The organism is Herbaspirillum sp. UBA812, from assembly GCF_002296545.1.
GTDB lineage: Bacteria > Pseudomonadota > Gammaproteobacteria > Burkholderiales > Burkholderiaceae_D > Herbaspirillum > Herbaspirillum huttiense.
In genome coordinates, this window is record NZ_DBIC01000210.1 from 1 (window position 1) to 3249 (window position 3249).

The 3249-nt window shown below is 64.1% G+C and carries 3 protein-coding genes; 1 reads left to right on the forward strand and 2 read right to left on the reverse strand.

What is annotated here, in order from left to right; genetic code table 11:
• Positions 1-43 precede the first annotated feature (43 nt).
• Positions 44-1600, reverse strand: coding sequence for an acetolactate synthase large subunit (locus B3873_RS13810; protein ID WP_286866718.1), 1557 nt, complete (start codon positions 1598-1600; stop codon positions 44-46).
• Positions 1601-1917: 317 nt separating this feature from the next.
• Between B3873_RS13810 and B3873_RS13815 the strand changes: the two genes are divergently transcribed.
• Entirely contained in the window at positions 1918-2652 is a 735-nt protein-coding gene (locus B3873_RS13815; protein ID WP_039784072.1) for an IclR family transcriptional regulator, read from the forward strand.
• A 61-nt stretch (positions 2653-2713) separates the two neighbouring features.
• Here B3873_RS13815 and B3873_RS13820 read toward each other — a convergent pair.
• A partial coding sequence (locus B3873_RS13820; protein ID WP_286866720.1) for a helix-turn-helix domain-containing protein occupies positions 2714-3249 on the reverse strand: 536 nt, incomplete at its 5' end.

A 3249-nucleotide genomic window follows, 5' to 3' on the forward strand; every position in this document is an offset into this window, starting at 1 on the left:
CTATGCCGTGGTGTGCGTCGGATGTGATTGATGCGGAAATGATTTACAGCGCCATCTCGATGAGTGCCGGGCCGCTGCCGGCAAACGCGGCCTGCAACTGCTGCTGCAATTGCTGCGCAGTCTCGGCACGCGAGGCGGGGACGCCATAGGACTGCGCCAGCGCAACCCAGTCGATGCGCGGATGATCGAGTGCCGTCATCTGCGCGGCACGTTCGCCCAGTGGCGCGCCGTCGCGGCGCAGTTCATTGCGCAGGATGGCGTATTGATGATTGGCGGCGATCAGCACTACGACCCGGGAGTTTTCATGGGCCAGCGACCACAGGGTCTGGATGGTGTATTGCGTGCTGCCATCGGAGAGCAGGCCGACCACCGTGCGGTCCGGGCAGGCCACCGCCGCGCCCAGCGCGACCGGCAGACCCTGGCCGATGGCGCCGCCGGTATTGGTGAGCACCGTATGCGGGCGCGCCGCATCCGACACCGCATAGAAGGGATAGCCACAAGTACCGCCCTCGACCGAAACGATGGCGTGCTCGGGCAACTCGCGCGCCAGCACGGCGGCGATCTTCTGCGGGTTCAGTTCGCCCTCGGGCAGCGCTGGCAAGGTGTGCTGCGGCACCGCGTAGGGCGGCGCACCGAGCGCATCGGCCAGCTGTTCCACGCGCGCCGCGGCAGGACGGCCCGGCAGGCTGATGGTGAGCAGGCGCTCGGGAGCCACCAGCGCACTGGGATGGCCGACATAGCCGAAGTAGGTAATCGGCGGCAGCGCGCCCACCAGTACAACCAGGTCCGCCTCATCGAGGACCTTGCGCGCCGGCTCGGGGAAATACGGCAGGCGGTCGAAGGAAGGCAAGCCCTGGCCGCGCTCGGCGCGGGCCGGGAAAGTTTCTGCATAGACGCTGCAGCCGGTATGGGCGGCGATCCGCGCCACGGCACGCTGGGCGCGGGCACCAAGACCGCTCTCCTCGCCACCGCCGCCGAGCAGGAAGACCACGCGCTTGGCGTCGCGGAGGCGCTCCAGTGCCTGGGCCGGCTGGTAATCGTCTGCGGGTTCCGTGGATTCTTTCACGGCAGCCACGGCCTGGTCCTCAGCCATGTCGGCGAACTGGAAATCGGCCGGGAAGATCAGGGTACTGCCCTGCCCGCCGGCGGCCGTACTCTGGCGCACGGAGTCAGCGGCCGCAGAGGTGATGTCGTCGGTGCCGGTGATGCGGTGGACCCAGCCCGAGACGGGACGGGCCAGCGATTCGATATCGGAGGTCAGCGGTGCGTCGTAAGGCAGGTGCCAGCTGGTGTGGTCGCCGATGATGTTGACGATCGGGGTGCGGGCGCGGCGTGCGTTGTGCAGGTTGGCGATGCCATTGGCAAATCCCGGTCCCAGGTGCAGCAAGGTGCTGGCCGGACGGCCCAGCATGCGGCCATAGCCATCGGCCGCGCCGGTGCAGACATTTTCCTGCAGGGCGACGACGCAGCGCAGCCTGGGAAAGCTTTCCAGGCCACGGACCAGGTCCAGTTCGGTGGTGCCGGGATTGGCGAAACAGGTGTCCACACCTTGGTCCAGCAGACCGGCCCATAAGGCGTGTGCTCCGGTGTATCGGGTCATTTCTCTTCCTTTGCCGCCGGCGGCCAGCGCCGCGCACAGGCGCTTCTACAGGATCGGGCAGACCAGCCGGGCGCAGCGGCAGGCTGGTTTGCGGTATCGCAATCAACCCGGAGTAAAATCATGTATTTTCGTATAGACGAAATCTGTACATAATTCTGTTCACAGGCTCAATGATTTATTGCTTGATTTTGAATATAAGAGATTTGTGCAATAGCCTTGAGCCCAAATCGGCAATTGGTGACGACCCGGCGTACCTGGCGCTTGGGTGGTCGTACAATGCCTGCCACCGGGCCCTGTGGCCCTTACTGCCCTAGACCATGAATAGCCTGAGCCGCATGCTGGAAGTGTTGACCTTGTTCAAGCCCAGCCAACCCGTCATCGACATCGACATCATCTGTGCCCAGCTGGGCTACACCCCGGCCAGCGCCTATCGCTACGTGCGCGAACTCGGCCATGCCGGTTTGCTGGTGAAGATGCCGCGCGGCTATGCCGTGGGTCCGAAGGTGATCGAGCTGGATCGCCACATGACGCAGTTCGATCCCTTGCTGGCGGCCAGCCGCGACATCGTCGGCGACCTGGTGGCGCAGACCGGGCTGGAACTGTTGATCAGCGAGCTGTATGGTTCGACGGTGATCAACATCCTGCAGGAGTCCGGCAACAATGACGCGCGCCTGAACTATGGGCGCGGCACGCCCATGGACCTGTTCCACAGCGCCACGGCGCGGGTGATCCTGGCCTATCTGCTGCCGCGCCAGTTGCGCAAGCATTTCGATGGGGCCACGGCGGAGGAACTGCGGCTGGTGGGGAGCAACTGGAAGGACTTCTCGAAGGTGATGCTGAAGATCCGCAAGGATGGCTATTGCGTCAGCGAAGGCGAGCTCGACCCGGGCAAGACCGGTATCGCCGCGCCCATCTTCGATGAGAAGCAACGCATTCTTGGCAGCATCACGTTGGCCGGCAATACGGAACGGGTCAATGCGTTCAACCGGGAGTTCCTGTCGGGGCTGATTACGGATGCGGCGCGCAAGATTACGGCGCGCATTGCCGGCTGACGCCAGCAAGAAAACAAAAACGCCGGTCACCTGACCGGCGTTTTCACTGGTACACGCTTGCTTATTGGAAGAGTTTCTGCGGCACGCGCCGCGCCGTCTGCGACGGCAACTCCCCGAACAGCTCTTGGTAATCCTCGGCAAAGTGGCTCAGATGGAAGAAGCCCCAGCGTGAGGCCACGTCGCCGATGGAGGCTTCCTGATGCGTGGTGGAGAGCAATTCGCGCCGCACGCCATTGAGGCGCACGCAGCGCAGGTAATTCAGGGGCGTGGTCTCGGCCACCGTCTGGAAGCTGTTCTGCACCGTGCGCCGGCTCACCTGCAGCCGCTGGCATACCTCGAAAATGCTGGGCACATTGGCCGCATCCACAATGGCCTGGCGATGCAGCTTCTCGACGATGTAGCTGCGGGTGGTGCTCATCTGGCGCACGGGATCGGAATCCGGCGCCGACAACAAGCCCAGCAACTCACCCAGCAAGGACGACTCCAGCGCCTGCTCACGTTGCTCCGCCTGCGCATCGGCCTGCCACTGACCGCCATCGATCTGCAGCATCGATTGCGAGAAGAGGTTGAGCAAGCGTTCGCGACAAGCACGCAAGC